The organism is Anaerobacillus sp. ABA4_114, from assembly GCF_056159065.1.
In genome coordinates this window covers 254,579-269,969 of sequence record NZ_JBSWUM010000002.1, presented here as the reverse complement: position 1 = coordinate 269,969, position 15,391 = coordinate 254,579, and the positions used below count along the sequence as shown (strand labels likewise).

Genomic DNA, 15,391 nt, shown 5'->3' with positions numbered 1-15,391 from the left:
AAATGCCAATTAAACCAGTAGAAGTAACTGAAGTAGAGCTTGCATGGGGGAGAACAAAAGGTTTATTGCCAGATAGCAAAGATATACCAGAGGAGTTCTACAGCAATTCAAATGAATGGAAAAGGATCGTTTCAATTTGGTTTTTTGATGGTCTACCAAGAGAGGCTCAAGTAAAAGGGAAAGAGGGAGTAGATATTTCGAGAGCTGCAAGACACATAACAGCAATCTTGAAATCCTTTGAACCAAAACATGAGCACAAGATGGCAGGTTGCGCCTATCTTCTAAGTGAATTTTTTGAGGAATTTAATATTTGAACCTGAAAAACATTTGTAAAATAGATAATAAATTTAATTTAGAACTTGCCTTGCAAGTTCTTTTTTCATGGTTTGTGAAGAACACATCAACCTATTATAATAAGGGCACATTTTCTATCCGGAGGACTTTAAGTATGTATAAATACTATTTAGACCACAAAAATCGATGGCTTGGAACGTGTCTTTATTGTTTGAGAAAAGGCTCAATCAATAATTTGCGAAGACTCCCCTTTGACAAACTAAATAGAGAGTATTGCCCGCGATGTTATTATGAAGTTTTAGAGCATGACATGAAGGAACGGCAAATGTATGAAGAAATGAAAAGGAGGAGGACGAGTATAGAGAATAATTAAAACCTTTTCCACACTAAACTTCCTTTTGAGCTAAAATATTGGTGAATTAAAAAGAACTAATTTCAATATCGTTTTAATAACTAATAGGGAGGATGGTTTAGTTGCAAACAACAAAGGAACAAACTCTGGAACACTTAGAGAATATTAAAACTGCTGAAGAACTATCAAGCGATTTCATTTGCTTAGGAAACATCCAGGAGGTTTATCCCAACTTGCCCAATTCAGTTTTAGAATGCTATAGGACTTGGATTTGGGAGTCCAAATCTTCCGCTTTACGGATCGCTACATCCGATCATGGGAACAGCTACTTATCGTATATCTGTGAAGGTATTCCTGAAGTTCTTATCGAGAATTTACCAGCAGAATAAGATTTATTTATAATATTGTTCATTTAATAAGAGAAGGTGAACGTTTAGAAGCTGCTACAACTATAAGTTGTAAGCGGCTTTTTTTCGGGAGAGCCAATATATTTATTTAAAAACTCTTAACGTAAAGACGTATGGTTTGTTGTCCATAGAACCAATCGTTATAATGGATATTATTACCTAACGAAAACCTAGGGAGGGGTTACATGGACTCAGTGAAAATAAGGAGCGTATTATTTACTAAACCAGAAAGAGTCGATACCGCATATCACTCGGAATTTTGGTATAAGGGGTTTTCTTACGAAGTTTCTGCGGTCTATATTTTCCGGAACAAGAATAAAGAAGTGCTATACGTAGGATATACTGAAAACTTAAAAAAACGGATCGAACAGCATTTTAGCAGTTCAAAATTTAAAGATGAAATTCAGTATATTGACTATGTGGAACGAGGCAGAATGTCCCAAAAAGACCTACACGAACTGGAAAAAATCTTGTGGTTCTTCCTTAAACCTGAGTATAGTAAAAAGAAGATTTTTCCTAGACAGTTGTATCAAATGGAGCGGATAGAGAAATAGGCAGGGGAACTCCAACTTATCGGAACTTGCATAGCAAGCTCCTTTTTTAGTTATCATAATTTGTGGTGCACATTTACAAACCCTATAATAACGTTTTTTTATCAAATTCGGAGGATTTTAATGAAGTATCGTTTAGACCATAAGAACAGATGGCTTGGTACTTGCTTGTACTGCGTAAGAACTGGTTCGGTGAAAAAATTAAGAAGACTTCCTTACGACAAGTTGGATAGGGAATATTGCCCTAGATGCTACTATGAAGTCCTCGAAAGTTATATCGAGCTCAGTAGATTGTATGAAGATAATAAATAGTGTTAGGTTAAGATAGGTTGTAGTATAACTACTGAAACACAACTTTAAAAACCTCTCTATATCAATGTTAATGGAAGCTAAAAACAACGAGAATAACGTTTTAAATTTACTAGCGGGTTAGAAACTTGTTCGAAAAAATTGTGAAATATTGGGAGTGTGTGTCGAAAACGCATTTTTTGTCCAAACTCTGTGCTATTCTAAAAAGAGGACGGCAATTTAAAGCTAAAGGATGGTGCATTGGTTTGAAGTTCAATCGCTATTACCTTATGTATGCTACTAGAAGCAATAAAAATGCCAGCTTCCTCAAAATACATTTCTACGATACCAAGCTGAAGAAAATTACAGCATTCGGCGTATTCAGTAGCTATGACGGTCTTGTTCTTGACCATGAATCTTTCTTAGAACTCCCTTCAGAGATCAGAAAGATACTAATCAACTATAAGCACAGAATCGACAATCATGATTTCGACTTAACAACCTGGGACGTACAAGAACAGAACGTCCAAGATGAAGATGCTCTTCTAGAAACACGATTAGCACATCTTGAGAAGAGGATATCAGAACAAACTCTCTGGATAAGGAGACTACTTTACCAAACTAACAGCAAACGAATATCCGGCGGTGAGTTTGTTTACAACAAAAAAGACCAACCATCATAAGTAATCCATTATAAAACAACAATAACAGCCCTATTTAAATAGTAGGGCTGTTATTGTTTATTGTTGCCTGTTACTTACCAAAGGGTAGTATTGTGAAAATTCCCATTTATTTATATTTTGGAAATGGATTGGAAATGACTGCTACCAACACCTAACTCTGATATACTCATAATAGTTATTTAAAGGGGGAAAAGGGAATATGAAAAAATTCACTTATGCAGCATTGATTTTAATGCTTACATTTCTAGCAGCATGCTCATCAAACGATGAAGCAAGCAAAGAGTCTAATAGCAACACATCTGATGCAAACTCAGCAGATACTGAGAAAAAATCAGATGAAGGTAGCATGAAAGTTGATAAAGGACTACTTAGTGTAGAAATCACAATACCTGCTTCAATGTTTGAAGGAGAAGACATTGAACAAACGATTGCTGATGCAAAAGAACAAGGAGTCAAAGAGGTCATTGAAAATGAGGACGGCTCCCTCACATACAAAATGTCTAAGTCAGTTCATAAAGACATGATGAAAGAAATTGGCACGAGCATTGATCAAGCAATTGAAGAAACAAAAAATAGTGGGGATTTCCCTTCCGTGAAAGACATAACTCATAACGATTCTTATTCAGAATTTACTATGATTGTTGATAAAGAAAAGTATGAGAATAGCATGGATGGCTTCGCTACCATTACTCTCGGCATGACAGGTATGATCTATCAGATTTATGATGGAGCCGATGAAGATAAGCAAAGTGTAACAATATATATGGAAGATGAAGCTACTGGAGAAGTATTCGACGAAGCTGTTTATCCTGATGATATGGAAAAAACGGAAGAGAATTAATCTTCTTTTTAAAACACCAAGTCCAAAAAGGGCTTGGTGTTTTTTCTTTCTAGTGCCAATTTCTAAGAGGAATTAAGAAAAATATTGAACTATTGATAGGTTTTTCACCGAACCAGAGCTATACTTCTTTGGTTTAAGGTGGTGAAAAATACTTGATATCCTATTTGATGGCTCAATTGTCTGCACTAATGGGTTCAGCCGAAAGCATCAGTACAAAATCCGTTTTAAAAAGTTTTCATACATATGAGCATATTTACTATAAAAATATCATTTTGTTCTTCTTCTCAATATTCTTTGGGATAGTTAATTGGCACATAGGTATCTATGGCGCACTTTTTGTCTTATACTCAACAGTAATCGTATTCTTAAACGAAAACTTTAGAAGTAAGGCTATGCAAAAGCTAGAACTAAATACCTTTTCTCTACTTATTAGTTCCTCAATATTTTTTATTTACATAATCGAGCTTTTGATAGGTAGAGAAGAATTATTAGCGAAAAACATCTTCGGGTTACTTCTTTTTGTAGGTGCCTTTTATTTGTTTTTAGATGTAAAAATCAACGACTTCCTAAAGATCAATAAACAGTCATTACTATTCATTGTCGGATTAATTACTATCGCATCAATAGACAGACCTATAGCAAAAACTGTTTTTGATAACGAATTAGTAAGTCCAGAAACCGCTATTATGCTAAGAATCTTTCTATTAATATTTGTGTTTTACTATTTTGGTAAGAAGAATGGGATGAAGTTCAAAGGGAATACTAAGGAAGGGATGCTAGCGCACACTAAAATTGGCTTTCTGAAGTATTCCAGGGAAATACTTTATACATATGCCCTGATCTTTGGATCGGTCTTAATTGTATCTCTAGCGATGAATACCGCCTTATTTCTAACTTTTATTCTTTCAGGATTTTATTTTAAGGAAAGTAAGTGGACTTGGAAAAAGGGCATAGCAATAGTCATAGCTGTAGTCTCGATAATGATTATATCCCTACCATGACATGATTAAGAATACCGGCAGTACCAGCACTTTTATCTAAAGCGGTTCACAAATCTGGGAAAACAAAAACCTTACATCAAATGAATGTAAGGTTTTACTATACATATAACTATTCATGACAGATTAATAACTTAAACTATCAAAGTAATATAATCCGTCCTCTTCGATGAAATTCATTTTTGAGTATTGTTCATTGCCTTCAGTATCCTTCCATTCCACCATAACCTGGTTTTCGCGAAGACCATCAGAAAACTCAATGTCTTTAAACTTTAAGTGTATAAATCCTCGTTCTTCAGCGATCTTCAGAAGGTGGTCTGTTGGATAAGACAATTCCTCAGATCGATTCACTCCGTCTAAGAGCTCCACATCTTCATTGATAAGCCCTCTTATAACAGTTTCAGCAGCTTCAAAGGGTGTTTCGTTCTTAACGCCTCCACATCCAGCTAATAAAACTAATAAACCGATTAGGATAAATAAAGATTTTTTTCTCATAAAGCCCCCCTTACAGTTTTGTTCATTGATGAGCTCTAAAAAACCTCTATATAATCGGGGAGACCATTCCAAACAAATAGAGCATGAGATAGAACACCATGCTCATGAACTACCGCAAGATAATGGGTCATTATCTTGCGGTTGTTGAGTTATCACCTTTATGAGAAAGAGAAGTTTTTGCATGTATTTGCTGTTTTAATTAGAAAAAATAGCATCTATTAGTTCAGATTCTTGCATATAATCAAGTTTATTACCATTAACCTTTATGGAGCTCATTTCAAAAGTTTCTTCTAATATAACGAAATCTACTTGTATTTCGTATGAGTCACGTATCCCTTTAAATCTCACCACATCATAAGGTGAGTTATCATTTACGTTGATCCATTCCTCATCTTCAAAAGCATTACCAAAAGCTTCTCCTATTGTTATTGTGGGATAGGCTTGATATGCACCACCCTCGACCATATAAATATTATCCACTTCATCATTAAAGGGTTTTAATTCTATCAACACAACAACAACCAGTAACACACCTAAAATACCAGATACCCAACTAAACCATATTTTATCTCTATTTATTTTTGCTATCCCGTTGTCATCCTTGTTATCCTCACCATGATATTTATTAGTTATATCATTTGTTTGGTTATTCGCAGATTCCCCTAATAGTTTTCCGCAATTAGAGCAATGCTTAGAATCTAAATGATTTTCATCACCACAATTTGTACAAAACATTAATTCACCCCATTTATTTAAAAATACAACCTCTATAGTAGTTTGAACTCTTAAAACATTACATCGGAATAGGGAAAAGATACAAAGATAATATTGCGTATATAACGAATATTCCTAGAGCTGTAAGAATCCCTACCCAACTAGCACCTCCATTCACTTGTAGTAACCTAAGTCTATGGTTTTTGTCTACTCCTTCTAGGTTGGACGTCTTAATGAACTTTTCAATATGCAATTTGTAAATCCAATTCCCTAAAATTCCGAGCGATAGAATTGTTGCAAGATTAAGAAAAAATGTTATAGCGTCTACCTTTACACCATCAAAGTTATAGTAAATTATATATTGTAAAAAGTCGGCGAATAGAAAAATTGCACATAATAAAATTACATTCATATACATTTTCCTATACCCTAACCAAAATATAGAAAATAAGAAAGGTGCCCAATTCCACGAAAGAATATTAGAATTTGAAATTTTAGACCAAGATTCTTTGTAGAAGGAATATTTATTACCTGTCGCAACAATTAAAAGTTGCTCATATTCATCTTCTGAATCTCGGCTAGTATTTTTCTTTTTCATTCTATCTTCTTTATTACTGTCTTCAGGAACTGACATTTCTTTGCATTGGGCACAAAGATCATTTTCCGATTCAAGTTTATCCCCGCAATTCGAACACATCTTGTTTAACACCTCCAGTATCTATTTAATTAAAATTTGTATTTATCAAATACTAACCAGGACTACCACTTTGTCAATAAACATGAATAATTGACTATTGGCGAGCTCAAATAGACATTTTGAGTCGTCTAGTTTATATGTAACTTTCTTTAAATGGACGACTCTTATATACAAAAATATTTATGGTTTTTTAACTTAACTTTAAAATTTATCTTACAATTCATTTAAGAATAAAATCTATTAATGGAGTGATCAAAATGGAAGAGTACATCAATGAACCGTCGTACAAAGTAATTAAAGTCAACAAACCCTGTCTATCGGAAAAAGTGAAGGAAGAATTGAACATCATGTTTGAAAAACAATTAGACAGTATCTTGGAAGAACAGAGCAAATTAGGAGCCAAAACGATACCTAATCCTACCATTGAAGAGAGGAATGACAGCGAAGCAACAAAAGTAAACAAATCTGAGTCCAGCAATGGTGTTAAAGAATTCCCTGATTACTCTTTCCATGAACTTGACGATACAAACTTACATCAAGCAAATGAATGGATGGAAAGTGGAAACTTAGTAGGGTTTGTGAGCGTAGAACACGATGAAATTATCGCATATTCACACCGAGACCACGCAGACTTCATAACAACGTCTCTAAACCTCCCTGCTGTAAAAGACCTGGGGAAAAACTTACCCGAACAAAATAGAAAAGCATTTTTGTATAACAAGTAAAAATAAAAAACTAGGAGGATCTACTATGCCAGAATGTACACAATGCACAAAGAAAATGAGTGAAGGCTATTGTATTGATGGAGGAGAAACTTACTACTGCTCCGATAAATGTCTTGAAAAAAACATGACTAGAAATGAATACCTAAAGAAGTTCCATGCAGGTGATGAAACGTATTGGACAGAGTGGGAAGATGTTGTTTACATCTGCAATAGTTGTGATGAGATGCAGGAGGATACAAACACATGCGAGCAATGTGGTGGCAGCATGAGGACAGTTTCAGCTGACGAAGTAGCATAAAAAACTGCAGAATGATTTTCATGTTTTTTGCAATTGAACAAATAAAAATGAAGCCAGGAGGAACTAACATGAGATACCAACGTACTATCAAAATTCCTAAAGAGGAAGCCAAATTCTTACAAGATATTTTAGACCGTGAAGAAGCTGTGAAAGAGGTCAAATCCATCTATACTTTCGAAAGATATACAGCGAAGTTCGATAATGACATCGAGGTTGACGTTAAAGTGTGCAACGGAAACTCTCCCTACGTTGATGTTGTTATGTTTCAGAATGGTCATGAGGTAGATGTCGAAGAACCAAGTGATTCTCTCTTAGGTGAAAGCTCCTTTGAATACGAGGGAAATGAATATATCGTGACAGTAGAAGAAAATAATTGAGTCTCGTACTTCGAGGCTCTTTTTTTGTTTTTTTTATCGTTTCACTTGACCACCAAAAGAAAACAAACGCTTTTAATACCCATAGGGGTATGTTAGTATTATTCCTGTGAATAGTTCTGAAATTTCTTTTATTTCTATTTGGGTGTTGCTTAGGAGATATTGAGAACTATATGGAACACGTTAAAAAAGGAGCAGATAAAAATGAATAATAGTAAATGGGGAAGTATCGAAATAAGAGGTTGGGAAATAAAAAGAGTTTCATCAGCAGGGGACTATAAGTTAACAGACCCAAGGGGAGTAGAATACTTTAGTACATTTATAAGAAATACAGAACGAATCCTCATCCAAAAAAAGGGTACAACTCGTTTTGTAAGATTTCCTAAGTATATACTCGATCCGCTTCTTTCTGAAATCCAAAAAGCTACAAAGAAAACAGATTTAGAAATTGTAAATAAACCAAAATGATAAAGTGCAAGTCACAAATAGATATAAAAAAGCAGAAGTGAATATACCTTCTGCTTACAAATCTTATTGTCTTTTTATTTTATTGTTAGAACTTATTAATACATCCAATGATTAGTCCCTGATTAGATCGTTACGATGATTATAATGCTTGTTAAAATGATATTTCTGCCCATCAGTTAGACTGTCATAAACCTTCTGACTGATCGCTATCCCTTTTTTAGCCATTCTAGAGACCACTTCATAATACTCATTGTCTATACTAGCTTTCATGTAAGCGAAGTCTCTTTTACCTAATTCTTGCTCCGCTTCATTCATATATGCATCCCTGGTCAACAATATTATCCTCTCCGTTCTTAAACATGAGTGATAGACGGGTTCATTTACCAATCACCATCGATCGTCCCATCACTATTTAAATTCCAATCTAAATTAACCAATTGGTCTTTAAGGTCCCAATCATAAAATTCAGTTGAACGTAATTGGAAACTAGTTAAAGCGTGTCCATATAACTTTTCTTCTTTGAGAGATTTTTCGAAATCGCTATAACTAGCAAAATCTTTTAGATTTGAAACTCTAACAAACTGAGCTTCTTTATTAAACAAGATGAATAAACGATTTACCAATCTATTAGTTTCAGGGTTGTTCTTGTCGTAATCCAGAACCCCGTACTTTTTGAAGAACTTTTTTTCTTTTTCTTGTTTTTCAAGCTCCTTAGCTTTTGCTAGCTCCTTTTGATCATTCTTGATTCCGATATTGAGCTGAACAATCATTTCTTGTAACTCTTTTACTTTCTTTTCCTTATATGAGATAGATTTTTCAATTTGCGTTTTTGACATGTTGGAACCTCCATAATGTTCAATTTCTTATCTTGTTATCTGTCATGATTAACCCAATTTGTGCTTTAGGTAGTTGTCCATCAAGTGCTTTTTAGCAACATTCATAGCCTCTTCCTTTGAGACCGTTTTAAAGATTTCTTTATAATAGTAAACTTCTTTTCCTTTGTTCGATTCGTTAGTGAAAACAACGTCACTTACATACCAAAAATCATAGTGGCGTTTAATGTAACACTCGTTTTGATAGCCTGATTTTCTAAAGAGATTATCGCTAAATTTAACGTTATAACCATACAGGTCACCTAATTCTCTATTTGAAGGCAGCTTCATGTAATCACTAAATCTAAATTCAATTCTAACCCTATGTTCTGGTACCCAAATTAATTCTTCTGGTTTCACATCCGCTTCACAATCGGGATCAGGGTCGTTTTCAATATGATAAACTCTGCCATCTTCATAAAAGTCTAATCTTACTTCTTCGTTTGAATTTTTATCAAATCCGAAAATGGAACGAACTCCTTCATCTTCTAATTCTGCATCCTTCACGAAGCTAGGCATATAAGAGCGAATGTTGAATGTAATGGGGTTGATCATAATCATTCTCCTTTTTGTGTTTTGTTTCAATCCTTTTGGTTACCTATAGCGTTTGATAGCAACTCTCTTCAAAAGAGGTAAAGAGCTTAAATGCTGGGGAATTCACCGATCACTTCATGAGCAATCCAAATACCGATAGCATTTTCATATTCCGTAGCGTTCTGCTTCTTTAAACACTCGTCTAGAGTAAGATCGCTTTCATCTTTTGCTTGAATGATGTCGTAATGGCAGTTATCGCTGAAATCAAATCCATAAATCTCCTTAAAGTTTTTATTGATATCTTCTGGCACCACACTGGTACATTCACAACCAGTATTTTCTGCTTTTCCTACACAACGTAACCCAACCATATACATTTTCAGTTCCATTTCGCATTCTCCAATCTCGCTTAATCCGTACATAGTACGAACTAGCATAATAATTTGTTCTTAAATACATGGTAATACGAATTTAATTGGTTGGTGAAAAAGGTTACGAGAAAGGTATTCTTATCCCTTCCTTTACACGGAAATAATTTATAGAATGTGTAAGACCATTCAAGGGAGGAGCGAGTTAGAATGACCATTAAAGAGTTACAGCAAAGATCAAAACACATACAAGGGAAGAGGATAGGGGCACTTTCCAGAATGAATTCTTATTCAGCCTTCCAATTAATCCTTTTTACCACTCTTGCCACCATATATATGGGCATATATCTATATGACGAGAATAGAGAACACCCAGAGGCTTATTTAACAGGTAGCATCTTGATAATGATAGCCATTACTATTAATATTTTGATTGCATCAATGAATCGTCGAAAGCAAACGAAAAGAATCATTAAGTTGTTATTAGTCAGTAATGGCGAAAAAGACCATAACGCTGAAATAAAGCATGATTATGTTGAGGATGGGATCCATTATAAATTAACCTATGATAGCAACGTGGAAGCTGAGTGGAAATTTAGTTATCACGATAGCGACTGGGAAATAAAAGAAGGGTCAAATAATTCAAAAGAGCACCGGTACTTACAGCAGCAAGCTTCACCTTACATAAAGAAATATCACGAACAGTGGTATGATAAAGCAGACAAAACAATGAACAGCGGGGAAGATTAATCTTCTGCGACGATAGAGATCATATATTTAATACGAACTAGATATCGTATAACAAAGAGCACTGGTTCCTTGTGGTACCAGTGCTCTTTCTACTGAATGTTGCATATTTTCACTCTAACTATTTTTCTGTTGATCTGATTATTCTTTAGTAGTATCTTTTTTGAACTTTTCTTCCCAGTCCGTCTGAACAACGCTATCTAGCATATGGTAAACCTGATCGTCAGCTGCATTATCCCTTAGCGTAGTAAGGACGAACATAAGGTCATGGTATCCAATCTTATGTTCTTTTTCGTTAATCAAGTTCATAGCAAGCTCCATGGACATTGTAGCATGACCTTCTTCATCTTCATCTTCAGAAAAGAAATCCTCTAATAGCAATTCGATAACTGCATCTTTCTCTTCAGCAGCCCTTAGATTTCTTGATGTGCCAGAGCTTATTAATTCTTCACCCTTATAAATATCATAATTCCATCTGTTTAATCCGTGTTTTTCCCTATCCAGCTCAATATCAACATGAAAATCTTCTCCGTATTGGTAAGAATTCACCATTACTCCTCCTAGACCCAAATCACATGAGTATCAGTATTGTTAAGAGAGTAAATTGTCTCTTAATCCTAATAATATCAAAAAATTCCTAACTATACTAAAATCTGCTAACCAAAGATAAAAAAGAGCTTATTCCCAAAAGCTCTTCAGTAGTAAAAACTAAATTTCTTTATTTGGTCCTACTTGTTGCAAATTGATAGAACTAACCTCTTCCTACGTACCTGTTTTCCTTTCAAGACGAACAGTAGGAGGGTGAGCTAGGAGGATTAAATACTATTTCCTATAAGCAAAAATAAAAGGCATTGCTGAGTTGTTAATATCTCAGTAATGCCTTTGTTATCTACTATTTATCTTTTCCTTTATTTTTGTTTTCATCAACAATCAAACCAATAACGTCCCCAGCATCATAAAAACCTAGTTTGTTAGCTATATGGTGCAAATCTTCCAGTTGTGTCAATGTTTCCTCATCACTTTGAGCACATTGTTTTATTTTTTCTACTTCTGTTTTCCACGTAGTCATTAAACCCTCCGGATGTCTGTCGTACTTCCATACAATATTCGTTCTTTAGATATGTACTTCCATGACCGTAATAAGCAATAAAGATCATTATTCTATAGGTGAATACACCTTTTCTGACATTCCCGCCTAGGATACTAGCGAAACATAGATGTGAAAAATAATCCTAATTTATCCCTACGAATTAAAAACTTGTAAAAAAAATCTGGACGAATGAAACAGATCGTCCAGAGGAAGGGGGCTATATACATATATTATACCACATTTACTTCCAAGGCAGGAAGTATTTACACTTAAATGATATGAGATAATAGTAGGATTGGACCTTCCACTAAACCCTCTCAATACCTGATTGTAGAAAAACAATTTACAGACTAGAGATAATGAACCTTTGACTGAGTAATATAGATCATCAAAAGCAAATCCAGAGTTTTTCCAGAATCTTCTCCTCCTAATTCATAAATATTCATATCAATACCACCAGGAATATGGTAAATTATAGTTAGCAATCTCTTAACATAATACATATTCTGCTTAAAAGAATTGCTCTTAATTTTTCCAAGGGGGAGTATTTAAGGTGAGAAAATTATCACTTATATGTTTTGCGATCGGTTTAAGTGTCGTACTGGCAGCTTGCAGTGGCAACGATTATGCTGGAGAAACTAAATCGAACGATTCTTCGTCTTCATCTTCGAATGAAGCAGCTGGAAATGGCGAAGAAAAGAATGATGAAAAAGAAGAGAAGGAAGAGGCTGGAACTCCTAAACTAGAACTTGAAACTTCTACTGGTGGCGCATGGAAAGACTCCATTGACAACGTGTGGGTCCATTCTTCTGCTGTTTATGTCAATAATGGGGAAATACCTGTAAATATAGGCGAGACTCAGATGACATTCAAAGGTAGCGACGATAGTGTACTAGGGACAGAGCCTGCTATTTATTCCGTTCCTGAAATTGTACAACCTGGAGAAAAAGCGTTTGTTACAACAACTACGCAACTAAGTGGTGTTACAGATCCATCTGTATATAAAGAAACAACCTATAACTTTGGATTTGATAAAGCAGAACAAAAAGATGGGAATTTGCTTGAAGTTTCCGGAGTAAAAGGGACTAAAGGCGACGAATTCATGCCTTACTCTGTAACAGGCATGGTAAAGAATACAACCGACCAACTTCAAGATGACATCCGTTTAGCTGCTGCACTATATGCAGAAGACGGAAGTTTGTTAGGAGTATTAAAAGGAAGCGTAAGTGCAGGTGTAAATCCTGACGGAGAAGCAGGGTTTGAACTTAATTACCCTGAAATCCCTATGGATGTTGTGGACCAAGTTGCTGAAATTGAAGTTAAAGCATTTGGTTGGACTTTCTAAGTCTGTCCAAAACTAGAGCAAGTAAAAAAAGGTATCAGATCCTAATCGATTTGATACCTTTTTTATATTGTTTTTTTGTGATATACAGGCGTTAAAAAGAAATGGTATCAACTATTAGTTGATACCCAAACATTTGACTTCTAAATTTCTCAACCTAAATTTTGATGCCTAATTTATATGCTAATTCTATTTCCTCAGTGTACAGACCATTGGCAGTCATTTCTCTAGGCTCAACATCCTCGTTTCGGTAAAGTCGAAGCTCCTCCAAGACACTTTTTATTACTCTAATATCTTTTTCATTGAATTCCATCATGACCACTCCTATATGTTAGTTTAGTTTCCTATTCCTATATTACATTGAAAATAAAAGAAGAGTGAAAACACGCTAAACAATTAGTTTACACCCCCAATTCTTCAAAAAACCTGCCTCGACCAGATTAATCAATATTTACATAGGCATGATTAAAAGATATAATTAGAACAAATGTTCTCAATAATGTTCCTTTCCATTCTCAATCAAGTTTGGAGGTGGTCCGTTTAGCGAATACAGATAACGTATAAAGTGGAAAATGACAGAATATATAATAACGTTGACGATTTGAATAAAGAACTTTTAAATCTTAAACAAAGCGTACATTTTCACGAGCAATGAACAAGTAGGATACATTCGTATATTTTTGAACCAGGAACCTTTTAATTTTTAAAGATATCAGTTGTTGGTGTGGAAGATGTTTGAAGTGATTACTAAATACAAGGAGAAAATAATGGAACGCGATAAAAAGGAGAAGATAAGAAAAGCCCTTATCGACCTCTACAAGAGCCACGCGGGGAAGCCATTCCCGAAGATTGAGCCACCTAAGGAAGACCCTATTAAAATAACTCCTCCACAATATAAAAAAAGAGGACGTCAGCAAAAGGGTAAGGGAGGGTGAAAATGAAACGGAAATACCAGTGGGTAGATGAGTATGCTAAAAGAACTGGTGAAGAAGCCATGAAGGATGCAGTCGAGAATGGCACATATATCGTGTATGAATCAGTCGATGGTAAGCTAGTAAAGGGGTATCCAGATGGGACCGTAATACCCTTGTACGAAAGCAATAATAAGGAAATAAATGATGGAGCGGACAACAGATCAACAGAATAACTTAAGTGAAAGCGTATTAACAAACGGATATTGGTATATGAGGAGGATGGATTTCAACTATGAACGAAAAGCAAATAGTTAATGAACTTCTTGATATACGTGATTATGTTTGTAGTAATGATGATATTAGCAGAATGGCTGCCATTGAGAAGCTAGAAATTATGATTGAGCTATTGACCAGCGATCGTGTCCACTTCATCGTAAAGAGATGGTATGAATGACAGAATAGATTAATAAAAAAGAGGTATCACACATTCTTAAAGTGATATCTCTTTTTTACTTGTTCTACTTTATAGAAAAAATTCCAATTGACCTGTAGAGTGCTTTTCCATCCTTTCTCTTTTCTTTTCGTAGTAAAGACCGCCATCACAGTGTTCATAAATGATTTTAGCTAATTTCGGTAGAGATTCTTTCCCGATAACCCATGTTCGATAATAGATAGTTCCAACATTAGAACAATATTCGCGAACTTCAGTTCGTAATTTCCATTTATAAAACACTTTTCGGAGCCCTTCAGCAAAATCTAATGAACCCGTAGTGATATTCATAGTGTAACCAGTTTTTTGGACCCAACCATCTCCGTCAATAACACCTCTAATAAAGCTAGGCACGAATTCTTCAGGAACATCTGGCATTTTTATAATGAGTGACTTCTTATGTGAGATACCCAACTTTTTAAGATCTTCTACCATTTTATTGGATGCAATAACTAAACCCTCTGTTCTGGTACTACTTTTTCCTGTGAAGGGGTGATTAGAATGTAATAATTTCCTTATTTTCTCTAGCATTGTAAGATCCTTCTGGACAATTGAAAAGATTGAACCAGCTTTTTCGATATTATCGACAATGTAACCATCTGAAACAATCATACCCAATACCCATGCCATTTCGTGAGACCAAACCTTAAAGTAGTCTTCATTAACGCTATATTTTCTAGGAAAACCAACACTATTCATTTTTATATTATGCTTATATAAAACATTTCTTACCGCTCTTGATGTTATTCCTGCTGCGATTGCAATAGTGCCTGAAGTTTCTCCAGCTAGATACCGTTTACAGATTTCTTCGTCTGTCATGGTCCGCCTCTTCAAATTGACACCCTCTCC

At 34.9% G+C, this 15,391-nt stretch carries 26 protein-coding genes; 15 read left to right on the top strand and 11 right to left on the bottom strand.

Features of this window, described 5'->3' with window-relative positions:
* The first annotated feature begins 2 nt into the window (after positions 1-2).
* The 6 genes from ACXAEY_RS22990 to ACXAEY_RS22965 all read left to right on the top strand — a co-directional run bounded on the left by ACXAEY_RS22990 (position 3) and on the right by ACXAEY_RS22965 (position 4,417).
* Positions 3-314, top strand: a complete 312-nt coding sequence (locus tag ACXAEY_RS22990) for a hypothetical protein (RefSeq protein WP_474815530.1) — start codon at positions 3-5, stop codon at positions 312-314.
* Positions 315-768: 454 nt separating this feature from the next.
* Positions 769-1,035 carry a hypothetical protein gene (locus ACXAEY_RS22985; RefSeq protein ID WP_474815528.1) on the top strand — a complete coding sequence of 89 codons (267 nt, stop codon included), beginning with the start codon at positions 769-771 and terminating at the stop codon, positions 1,033-1,035.
* Positions 1,036-1,238: 203 nt separating this feature from the next.
* Positions 1,239-1,607, top strand: coding sequence for a GIY-YIG nuclease family protein (locus tag ACXAEY_RS22980; protein ID WP_474815525.1), 369 nt, complete (start codon positions 1,239-1,241; stop codon positions 1,605-1,607).
* A 551-nt stretch (positions 1,608-2,158) separates the two neighbouring features.
* Entirely contained in the window at positions 2,159-2,575 is a 417-nt protein-coding gene (locus ACXAEY_RS22975; protein ID WP_474815523.1) for a hypothetical protein, read from the top strand.
* Positions 2,576-2,774: 199 nt separating this feature from the next.
* Positions 2,775-3,416 carry a hypothetical protein gene (locus tag ACXAEY_RS22970; protein ID WP_474815521.1) on the top strand — a complete coding sequence of 214 codons (642 nt, stop codon included), beginning with the start codon at positions 2,775-2,777 and terminating at the stop codon, positions 3,414-3,416.
* Between the two features lie 152 nt (positions 3,417-3,568).
* Positions 3,569-4,417, top strand: a complete 849-nt coding sequence (locus tag ACXAEY_RS22965) for a hypothetical protein (protein WP_474815519.1) — start codon at positions 3,569-3,571, stop codon at positions 4,415-4,417.
* A 123-nt stretch (positions 4,418-4,540) separates the two neighbouring features.
* Here the strand turns inward: ACXAEY_RS22965 and ACXAEY_RS22960 are convergent, their stop codons facing one another.
* The 3 genes from ACXAEY_RS22960 to ACXAEY_RS22950 form a co-directional block, all read right to left on the bottom strand.
* The gene (locus ACXAEY_RS22960) at positions 4,541-4,909 is read right to left on the bottom strand and encodes a hypothetical protein (protein ID WP_474815517.1); all 369 of its coding nucleotides are present in this window, start codon (positions 4,907-4,909) and stop codon (positions 4,541-4,543) included.
* 195 nt (positions 4,910-5,104) lie between these two features.
* Complete coding sequence (locus ACXAEY_RS22955) at positions 5,105-5,644, bottom strand: zinc ribbon domain-containing protein (RefSeq protein ID WP_474815515.1); 540 nt, start codon at positions 5,642-5,644, stop codon at positions 5,105-5,107.
* A 58-nt stretch (positions 5,645-5,702) separates the two neighbouring features.
* Positions 5,703-6,320 (bottom strand): DUF2628 domain-containing protein, encoded by a 618-nt coding sequence (locus ACXAEY_RS22950; RefSeq protein ID WP_474815513.1) that lies wholly within the window; start codon positions 6,318-6,320, stop codon positions 5,703-5,705.
* A gap of 257 nt (positions 6,321-6,577) precedes the next feature.
* On the opposite strand from ACXAEY_RS22950, the gene ACXAEY_RS22945 reads away from it, so the two are divergent.
* From ACXAEY_RS22945 to ACXAEY_RS22930, 4 genes are all read left to right on the top strand, one after another.
* Complete coding sequence (locus tag ACXAEY_RS22945) at positions 6,578-7,045, top strand: hypothetical protein (RefSeq protein WP_474815511.1); 468 nt, start codon at positions 6,578-6,580, stop codon at positions 7,043-7,045.
* A gap of 25 nt (positions 7,046-7,070) precedes the next feature.
* Positions 7,071-7,343 carry a hypothetical protein gene (locus ACXAEY_RS22940; RefSeq protein WP_474815509.1) on the top strand — a complete coding sequence of 91 codons (273 nt, stop codon included), beginning with the start codon at positions 7,071-7,073 and terminating at the stop codon, positions 7,341-7,343.
* A 68-nt stretch (positions 7,344-7,411) separates the two neighbouring features.
* Entirely contained in the window at positions 7,412-7,720 is a 309-nt protein-coding gene (locus ACXAEY_RS22935; RefSeq protein ID WP_474815507.1) for a hypothetical protein, read from the top strand.
* Positions 7,721-7,921: 201 nt separating this feature from the next.
* A complete protein-coding gene (locus ACXAEY_RS22930; protein ID WP_474815506.1) occupies positions 7,922-8,185 on the top strand; it encodes a hypothetical protein in 264 nt (87 codons plus the stop codon).
* A gap of 111 nt (positions 8,186-8,296) precedes the next feature.
* Here ACXAEY_RS22930 and ACXAEY_RS22925 read toward each other — a convergent pair whose 3' ends face one another.
* The 4 genes from ACXAEY_RS22925 to ACXAEY_RS22910 form a co-directional block, all read right to left on the bottom strand.
* Positions 8,297-8,518: a hypothetical protein gene (locus ACXAEY_RS22925; protein ID WP_474815504.1), complete on the bottom strand. Its 222-nt coding sequence runs from the start codon at positions 8,516-8,518 to the stop codon at positions 8,297-8,299.
* Positions 8,519-8,565: 47 nt separating this feature from the next.
* Positions 8,566-9,021: a hypothetical protein gene (locus tag ACXAEY_RS22920; RefSeq protein WP_474815502.1), complete on the bottom strand. Its 456-nt coding sequence runs from the start codon at positions 9,019-9,021 to the stop codon at positions 8,566-8,568.
* A gap of 48 nt (positions 9,022-9,069) precedes the next feature.
* Positions 9,070-9,612 (bottom strand): hypothetical protein, encoded by a 543-nt coding sequence (locus tag ACXAEY_RS22915; protein WP_474815500.1) that lies wholly within the window; start codon positions 9,610-9,612, stop codon positions 9,070-9,072.
* Between the two features lie 86 nt (positions 9,613-9,698).
* Positions 9,699-9,980 (bottom strand): hypothetical protein, encoded by a 282-nt coding sequence (locus ACXAEY_RS22910; RefSeq protein WP_474815498.1) that lies wholly within the window; start codon positions 9,978-9,980, stop codon positions 9,699-9,701.
* Between the two features lie 189 nt (positions 9,981-10,169).
* Between ACXAEY_RS22910 and ACXAEY_RS22905 the strand changes: the two genes are divergently transcribed.
* Positions 10,170-10,709 (top strand): hypothetical protein, encoded by a 540-nt coding sequence (locus ACXAEY_RS22905; RefSeq protein ID WP_474815496.1) that lies wholly within the window; start codon positions 10,170-10,172, stop codon positions 10,707-10,709.
* Between the two features lie 138 nt (positions 10,710-10,847).
* Here the strand turns inward: ACXAEY_RS22905 and ACXAEY_RS22900 are convergent, their stop codons facing one another.
* Both ACXAEY_RS22900 and ACXAEY_RS22895 read right to left on the bottom strand, forming a co-directional pair.
* Positions 10,848-11,255 (bottom strand): hypothetical protein, encoded by a 408-nt coding sequence (locus tag ACXAEY_RS22900; RefSeq protein ID WP_474815494.1) that lies wholly within the window; start codon positions 11,253-11,255, stop codon positions 10,848-10,850.
* Positions 11,256-11,598: 343 nt separating this feature from the next.
* Entirely contained in the window at positions 11,599-11,775 is a 177-nt protein-coding gene (locus ACXAEY_RS22895; protein WP_474815493.1) for a hypothetical protein, read from the bottom strand.
* A gap of 574 nt (positions 11,776-12,349) precedes the next feature.
* On the opposite strand from ACXAEY_RS22895, the gene ACXAEY_RS22890 reads away from it, so the two are divergent.
* Positions 12,350-13,141, top strand: a complete 792-nt coding sequence (locus ACXAEY_RS22890) for a hypothetical protein (protein WP_474815491.1) — start codon at positions 12,350-12,352, stop codon at positions 13,139-13,141.
* A 154-nt stretch (positions 13,142-13,295) separates the two neighbouring features.
* Here the strand turns inward: ACXAEY_RS22890 and ACXAEY_RS22885 are convergent, their stop codons facing one another.
* Entirely contained in the window at positions 13,296-13,451 is a 156-nt protein-coding gene (locus ACXAEY_RS22885) for a hypothetical protein (protein WP_474815489.1), read from the bottom strand.
* A gap of 418 nt (positions 13,452-13,869) precedes the next feature.
* On the opposite strand from ACXAEY_RS22885, the gene ACXAEY_RS22880 reads away from it, so the two are divergent.
* The 3 genes from ACXAEY_RS22880 to ACXAEY_RS22870 are packed head-to-tail and all read left to right on the top strand — an operon-like array spanning position 13,870 to position 14,506.
* Positions 13,870-14,073, top strand: coding sequence for a hypothetical protein (locus tag ACXAEY_RS22880; RefSeq protein ID WP_474815487.1), 204 nt, complete (start codon positions 13,870-13,872; stop codon positions 14,071-14,073).
* 2 nt (positions 14,074-14,075) lie between these two features.
* Complete coding sequence (locus ACXAEY_RS22875) at positions 14,076-14,285, top strand: hypothetical protein (RefSeq protein ID WP_474815485.1); 210 nt, start codon at positions 14,076-14,078, stop codon at positions 14,283-14,285.
* Positions 14,286-14,344: 59 nt separating this feature from the next.
* A complete protein-coding gene (locus ACXAEY_RS22870) occupies positions 14,345-14,506 on the top strand; it encodes a hypothetical protein (RefSeq protein WP_474815484.1) in 162 nt (53 codons plus the stop codon).
* Positions 14,507-14,575: 69 nt separating this feature from the next.
* Here ACXAEY_RS22870 and ACXAEY_RS22865 read toward each other — a convergent pair whose 3' ends face one another.
* On the bottom strand, positions 14,576-15,361 hold the full coding sequence (locus ACXAEY_RS22865; protein WP_474815482.1) for an LAGLIDADG family homing endonuclease: 786 nt from the start codon (positions 15,359-15,361) through the stop codon (positions 14,576-14,578).
* Positions 15,362-15,391: the final 30 nt, after the last annotated feature.